This is a genomic window from bacterium (assembly GCA_035454885.1).
Taxonomy (GTDB): domain Bacteria; phylum UBA10199; class UBA10199; order JACPAL01.
In genome coordinates, this window is record DATIGE010000071.1 from 49,831 (window position 1) to 56,084 (window position 6,254).

The 6,254-nt window shown below is 59.6% G+C and carries 9 protein-coding genes; 5 read left to right on the forward strand and 4 right to left on the reverse strand.

From position 1 onward, the window contains the following. Window positions 1–35 precede the first annotated feature (35 nt). Genes VLJ37_12215 through VLJ37_12225 form a run of 3 tightly spaced genes read right to left on the reverse strand, consistent with a single transcriptional unit; the run spans window position 36 to window position 2,175 of the window. The gene (locus VLJ37_12215) at window positions 36–611 is read right to left on the reverse strand and encodes a hypothetical protein (protein ID HSA60435.1); all 576 of its coding nucleotides are present in this window, start codon (window positions 609–611) and stop codon (window positions 36–38) included. Window positions 612–659: 48 nt separating this feature from the next. After that, window positions 660–1,244 (reverse strand): OsmC family protein, encoded by a 585-nt coding sequence (locus VLJ37_12220; protein HSA60436.1) that lies wholly within the window; start codon window positions 1,242–1,244, stop codon window positions 660–662. A 28-nt stretch (window positions 1,245–1,272) separates the two neighbouring features. Beyond that, on the reverse strand, window positions 1,273–2,175 hold the full coding sequence (locus VLJ37_12225) for a diiron oxygenase (GenBank protein ID HSA60437.1): 903 nt from the start codon (window positions 2,173–2,175) through the stop codon (window positions 1,273–1,275). Window positions 2,176–2,337: 162 nt separating this feature from the next. Between VLJ37_12225 and VLJ37_12230 the strand changes: the two genes are divergently transcribed. The 5 genes from VLJ37_12230 to VLJ37_12250 all read left to right on the forward strand — a co-directional run bounded on the left by VLJ37_12230 (window position 2,338) and on the right by VLJ37_12250 (window position 5,843). Next, on the forward strand, window positions 2,338–2,919 hold the full coding sequence (locus VLJ37_12230; GenBank protein HSA60438.1) for a TetR/AcrR family transcriptional regulator: 582 nt from the start codon (window positions 2,338–2,340) through the stop codon (window positions 2,917–2,919). After that, window positions 2,913–3,770, forward strand: a complete 858-nt coding sequence (locus tag VLJ37_12235) for a ferritin-like domain-containing protein (GenBank protein ID HSA60439.1) — start codon at window positions 2,913–2,915, stop codon at window positions 3,768–3,770. The genes VLJ37_12230 and VLJ37_12235 overlap by 7 nt, the downstream gene beginning before the upstream one ends. An 11-nt stretch (window positions 3,771–3,781) precedes the next feature. Next, complete coding sequence (locus VLJ37_12240; protein ID HSA60440.1) at window positions 3,782–4,174, forward strand: hypothetical protein; 393 nt, start codon at window positions 3,782–3,784, stop codon at window positions 4,172–4,174. A gap of 442 nt (window positions 4,175–4,616) precedes the next feature. Then, complete coding sequence (locus VLJ37_12245) at window positions 4,617–5,126, forward strand: hypothetical protein (protein HSA60441.1); 510 nt, start codon at window positions 4,617–4,619, stop codon at window positions 5,124–5,126. Window positions 5,127–5,354: 228 nt separating this feature from the next. Then, window positions 5,355–5,843, forward strand: coding sequence for a hypothetical protein (locus tag VLJ37_12250; protein HSA60442.1), 489 nt, complete (start codon window positions 5,355–5,357; stop codon window positions 5,841–5,843). Here the strand turns inward: VLJ37_12250 and VLJ37_12255 are convergent. After that, on the reverse strand, window positions 5,833–6,254 hold a 422-nt coding region (locus VLJ37_12255), incomplete at its 5' end, for a L,D-transpeptidase family protein (GenBank protein ID HSA60443.1). The genes VLJ37_12250 and VLJ37_12255 overlap by 11 nt on opposite strands.

Consider the following 6,254-nt stretch of genomic DNA (forward strand, 5'->3'; position numbering starts at 1 on the left):
GAATCCCGGACCTCAACCCCCATATCGGACGACCGCTAGTTGTCGGCTTGAATCGAATCCTCGGTGATGCCCAGGTCCGCGCAGGACTGCCCCGGCAGGCCGGTCACGTCCACCACTTCATACGCGACCTTGGCGTCCTGGTCGGAGAGGTTCATAAGGATGAAGGCGTAGTCGGTTTCCCCCGTCACCTGGCAGAAGTCGGGGACGCTGTCGCCGTTAGAAGAGGCGCAGCGTGTGACGGCGTCCGCCTCGGGGCAGAGGCCGTTGATCGAATCCGTATCCGCGTTCACCCGGTCCAATTCGCAGACCTCGAGCTCGGCCAAGTCGCCGGCGGCGGGGTCGATGATGACGCAAAAGACGTGGGAGGCGTCTTGCCCTTCAAACGTTCCGATCAGCCCGCCCTGGTTGTCGGCCGTCGCGTTGATGGTCACGACCTGGTCCGTATTATCGCCGACGATCTCCGTCGTCGGTTCGACCGGATCACTGCTGAGATCCGGGAAGTTGGGGTTCAAATCGCTGCCGCCTCCTCCTCCGCATCCGCCCACGCCTGAAACGTTCAACAGAATGGCCGAAAACCCGGCCACGACAAACGCCGCCAAGAATCTTTTCATGCGATCCTCCTTAGGGAGGTTCGCACATAGCACCGGGATCGTTCCGTTTCAACGAATCCTTTCTTCCACGACCAGATCGGCCTTCAGCCGGATCGGATTGGCGATGTTGAAGCGGTTGGGCGACGTGGCGCACACGGCCTCGTGAATCTTTCGGAACTGTTCCGGCGTTCCGTTGCCCTTGATGTGCACCGTGTATTGGATCTCGTCGTAGCCCGGCTTGACGCTCGGATCGAGGCCGAAGAAGCCCCGGAGATCGATGTCGCCCTGGGTTTCGATTCTCAGCTCTTCCAATTCAATCCCTTCCAGCGCGCAGAGCGCCGAGTATCCGACCGTCATGCAGGCGTTCAAAGCCGACATGAGGGTTTCCTGGGGATTGGGAGCCAGGTTGGTGCCGCCCAGCTCGAGCGGCTCGTCGGTGCGGATCTGAAAATTCTTCTTCACGTATTGACCGCCGATCTCGTAGCCCTCGACCTGCGTTTCGGTGCGTGTCCCTCCCTTCCAGGACGTTGCGACCCGCCAGCGGGTTTGCCCCTTGGCCGGGTCCTTGGCGACCTCGCCGATCGCGCCGGACAGCGCGTCCACATCGATCCCGTTGACGATCCGGATGACTTGTTGTTTTGCGGTGGCTTTCATGAGGACCTCCTTATGGTTAAAAAGACGTTTAACTCGCCAATGCCAATTGAACCCTTTCCCGCTGGGGGAGGGTGGTGACTTCATTGAACAGCTCGATGAAATTCGGATGCGTGACCCCGCTGAAGAGAAAGACCCAGCGCTTCACCTTGAGGACCTCGCCGAAGATTTCCTTCTTCTCTTCGGGCGTGAAGGTACGCCCCAGATAGACGGAGAGATTCTCGACGTCGTAAGCGGACTGTTTTTGAAGCAGCCCATCCACGGCCTGGACCAGCTCGATCAGGTCGCCGACGGCCCGGTCCCGTTCGGAGTCCTCCATGTCCGCGAAACACCGCAGGGCCTCGAGATGGTCCATCTTGGCGTGCTGGGCCTCCTCCAGCCAGTGGGCCCGGAAGACCCGTTTGGCCAATGGGTCGAGTCCGTCGTCGTCGCGGATGGAGGAGAGATAGTGGAGCTGGGTGTACCATTCGATGCACGCGATGAGCAGGAGGACCGCCCCCCGGTTCATGCCCAGGACGTAGCCGGCCGTCGCCCTTTCGCCGTCGAGGCGCTTGAGGCCGAAGCCCAGCTGGGCGTCGGCCCGTTCCCGGACGCGGCGGAAGAGGGTCATGTGTTTCACCTCCTCGGCCGCGAAATTGGCCAGGGCCTCGAAGGCGGGGCGGTCGCTCGTCTCCTGTTCCCGGGCGAGCTCCGTCATTTGGGGGGCGATGAATTCCTCGACGTATCCGAAGAGGTGGGCATAGGCGACCATCTCGACATGTGTGAGCTTCTTCCTTTCCTCCTCATTGAGGCATCCGATCGATTCGGCCGCCGAAAGTTGCCGGGGGAGCCAGCGCCTCGAGAGATCGAAGGCCTGGTCACCCAGGACCTCTTCAATCCTCCAGTTGACCCGGTAGGAGTGGTTCAGACAGTCTTGGTAGGAGTAAGTGGCCATAAAGGGCTCCTTTCGTTTAAGTTATTGAAATCGTTCTAACTTATTTCAGAACGATATGTGCTTAATGCCATTGTACGGATCGCAGGGGGAGAGTCAAGATTTTTTCAGAACGATAGGTGAAAAATATTGCGTTCCGAGTCTAAGTGCGCGAATAATGGGCTTATGGGACGAAAGAAAAATTATGATCGGGATGCGGTCTTGGACAAGGCCATGAACCTTTTTTGGCGAAAGGGTTACGAGGGCGCTCACCTGCAGGAGCTGGTCGACGTGACGGGACTGAACCGCTTCAGCCTCTATAAGGAGTTCGGCGGGAAGGAGGGGCTGTACGAAGAGGCGGCGAACCGGTACTTGGCCGGCATCCAGGCCTTGGGAGCGATCCTGTCCCGCGAGCCTCTGGGACTCGCCAACGTCTCGGATTACCTCCAGGCCTTGATCCACCATGATTTTCCATACGGCTGCTTCATGGTCAACGCCTTGACCCAACAGGAGGTCTTGAACGAGAGGATCCAGGCCCAGGTCCGCGACTTCGTCATCCATTCCGAAAAGGCCCTCCTCAAGAATCTCGAGGCCGCACAAAGGAATGGGGAGATCCGTCCCGGCGCCGACGTGGGCGCCTTGGCCAAGGCCCTCGTGGTCTTCGATATGGGCATGGTCACGTATTCCCTCATGCGACCCAACGCCCAGGAGCGCACGCGCGTCTGGGCGATCCAAAGGGAGCTCTTGAACGGGCTTCGCGCATGTTGATCCCCCGCGAAGAGCTTCGGTTCAATTTTCAGGGGGCGCGGTTCGACCTGTCCTCCGAAGGGGACCGGCGGCTTCTGGCCTGGGTCTTCGACCAGTTCCTCTACGGCGAGATCACCGGCATCCAATGCGGTTGGTGGCTCTATCGGGCCCCGCATCTCGACGCCGCCGTCTTTCTGGCCCGGCAGGCGGGGGAGGAGTTTTCGCATGTCCGCCGGTTTCTCAAGATCCTCTCGATCCTCGGGGCGCGGCCGGGGCGGGCCCACCGGGCGGTTCGGTTTCTTTCCACCGGGATGATGGGACATTCCTGGGGCGAGCATGTGGCGATCGAGATGGCCTTGGGCGAGGGGCTGGTCCTGGGCGTCTTCTACGCGATGATCGAGACGATCGAGGATCCGGAGATCCAGAGAATCCTTTCGACCTCCGTCGTCGAAGAAGAGCGCCATGTCGAGTTCGGCGAGAAGCAAACGATGGCATGGTTGACGAAACATCCCGCGGCTCGGCCGCTCCTCTTGGGACAGGCCTTGGTACAGTTGTGGGGGCTCCGGTTCGTCAAACGGTTCGTCAACCAGACGCTCAAGAAGAAGGCCGCGGGCGGGCATCCGGTCCTGGGCCGCTTCGACGCCTTTTACGAGCACTCCTTGCGCTGCTTCGAGTTGAGGATCCAGCGCCTCGGACTCTCCGAGGTCCCGCCGCGTGGTCTCAGCGCCGCAACGAAGATCGGGTTGATCGCCTTGCTTCCGTTCCGGATGCTCTGGGCACGAATCCGCTTCAAGACGCCGCTCTTGACGAAAAGCTATTTGGACGATCCGGCCATCAAGGATCTTGTCCCTCCTCCTCCGCCGTGCGACTAAAGGACATGGTCATGCGCCCACCCCCGGCCAAACCCTTCGCCGTCATCTTCCTTTCCGCCCTCGGGATCTTCATCCTTTGGGGCATCGTCGGGGCGGTCTTGGAGACGCGGATCACCAATCCGGAGGACCAGAGGGCGATCGGCCGCATCGCCCTCCCCGTCGCGTTCGGTCTTTTTCTCCTCATGGGTTTTTCGGCGGTTCCCGTCTTCGTGAGGCTATTCTTCAAGATGTTCTTCGGCATGCAGAAGGCGGCGGGAGGGGCCGAGCAGCCCCTCATGCAGCGTCTTCAAGCCAAGCAGGACACGATTGCGGCCGTTCTCGTCTACGTGATTTGGGCCATCTACGCCCTGGGGACCTTGATCGCGGCCCCCTTTGCCCTGCGCGATATGATGAGTGGCCTTTAGGAGGCCGTGAGACCTTTTCCCTCATTTTGATAATTTTATCATAATGATCAGGATGACAACCCCGCCCCATCCACTGAACCAAATAATTTCGGATACTTACGCTGATTGAGGTCCTTCTTTCTTGGCACATCGAATGCAATATACCCACTGACGGGGGATTTTTATGGCCTCAGCGTTTCGTATCGTTCTTGTCGTTGCCGCCCTTCTTTTCTGGCATATCGGAATCGGCCTGGCCTTGCCCGTGGACCACGGAAAAACATGCCTTCGCGAGGGAAAGGAAGGGACGGTCCGGTGTGATCTCGAGAGTACCAATTGGTGCCACTGCTGCATTTCCGGTACTTGCTATTCGCACGATTGGACTTTGGCCAAATCCGCGCCTGCGTCCCAAGGCTGGACGGGTATTTTCGGTACCGTTCTCGACTCGCCGACGCGAAAGGAGGGCGTGATCAAAGGGGGCCTCGATGCGGTGCAGCTGTCTCCGTCGAGGGTGCCCCGCATCGTCTTGGAGCCGGACGCGCCGCCCGAAGAAGCCCCCGACCCGCAACCGGCAACGGCGTGCGAGCCTCAGAGCGAATACGATTACTGCAGGAAGGTGGATGGAGGCCGGAAGTTGGAATGCCACGGCGCCGTCACCAGGATCATCTTTGATCGCCGGGATTCCGATCGATCCGCCTTGAGCGGGACTCCCGTGAGGCCCGACGGCAGCTATGCCTGTACCGCGACACTCCAGGTCGCCAATCCCAATAATCCGAATGACGGCGATTCACGCTCGGTTCAAGTCCGTCTCTCCGGCAAGGCTGCCTGGCACCGGGATTTCTGCCACCTGCTCGAGGACGCCTACTTGAGCAAGGGCCCCCTCGTCTTGGTCTACGACATCGCGACGCGCGATCCGACCTGCTCCAGCACCGCAGAGCCCTATATTTTCCTGATCGGATTCCCGGATTATCAGTAATTCCCGCTCATTTTCTCGTTAAACCGTGACCCGCATGATAACCCTCCGGGCGTGGCGACGACCCCTGCGCGCGTGGTATCGCGCCCAAGAAATCTTCTCGTTGCAATGACTTGATTTTCTTGTCAAAAGTCCCCCCAACCGTTGATCCATTTTGAGACACAAATAAGGAGAAACTTTCTGCTGAAGGAGGCGATAGGCCTCCTAATTCGAACAGTCAGGAGGGTTAAAATGATGCAAAGAAAATTTTGGGGCGTCCTGTTCCTGCTGTGCAGTGCCTTCATCCTCTCCTCAACGGCGGAGGCGAAGTCTGCTCGTGATCGTTTCGATTTCGATTCGGAGCCGGAAGTCAGCATCGAGATCCATTCTTACGACAATCAGATGATCCAGGCGGCGCAGATCGCCGAAATCAACGCGCGGAAACACTCCCACCGCCGCTGCTGGCGCGCCGTTAAGAACGCGATGCTGGAGGCCGCCGTCCTCGATGAGCGGCCCACGACCCGGTATGCGAAGCAAGCCGGCGAAGAGCTGGAAAAGAAATTCGGATTCAAGAGGATCGATGTCAGCGATCCGTTCGCCGCGCCCATCGGCTCCGTCTTGGTTTACGGGGGCCGCGGGGCGGGCCACATCGAAATCCGCACCGAAGACGGCTTCGTCAGCGACTTCATTTCCGAGCATCCTTCGAATCGCCCGTTGATCGGCGTTTACGTCAGGATCTAGTTTCAAAGCGCCCCGGCTCTGAGGGATAATTCCCAAGCTCCTTCCGGATTTTCGAATAGAGATTCGTGGTCCAGACGGGAGATGCATTCCCACCCAGCGACCGTGACCTTAAGTCCACCGGGCTTAAGATGACTTTTACGTTTTCGAGCCCCGTCAAGGCCGCGATCACGAAAAGTTCCTCCGCGGCCTCATCGCCGACGGCCAAGCAGCCGATGGAGACGGCGCTTCCGTGGATCATGATGTCGCCCCCCAGATTTGCCCGTCCGTCTTCCCGTGCCCGGGCCCTGTCGTCGGCGTTGGGATAGTTAAGGCGAATGGAGAGATGGAAGAGGCTGTTCGGATTCAGCGCGTTGACGCCGTAAACGCCTTCCGGCACCTGGCCGTCGCCTTCGCGGAGCTTGGGCCCCGGCC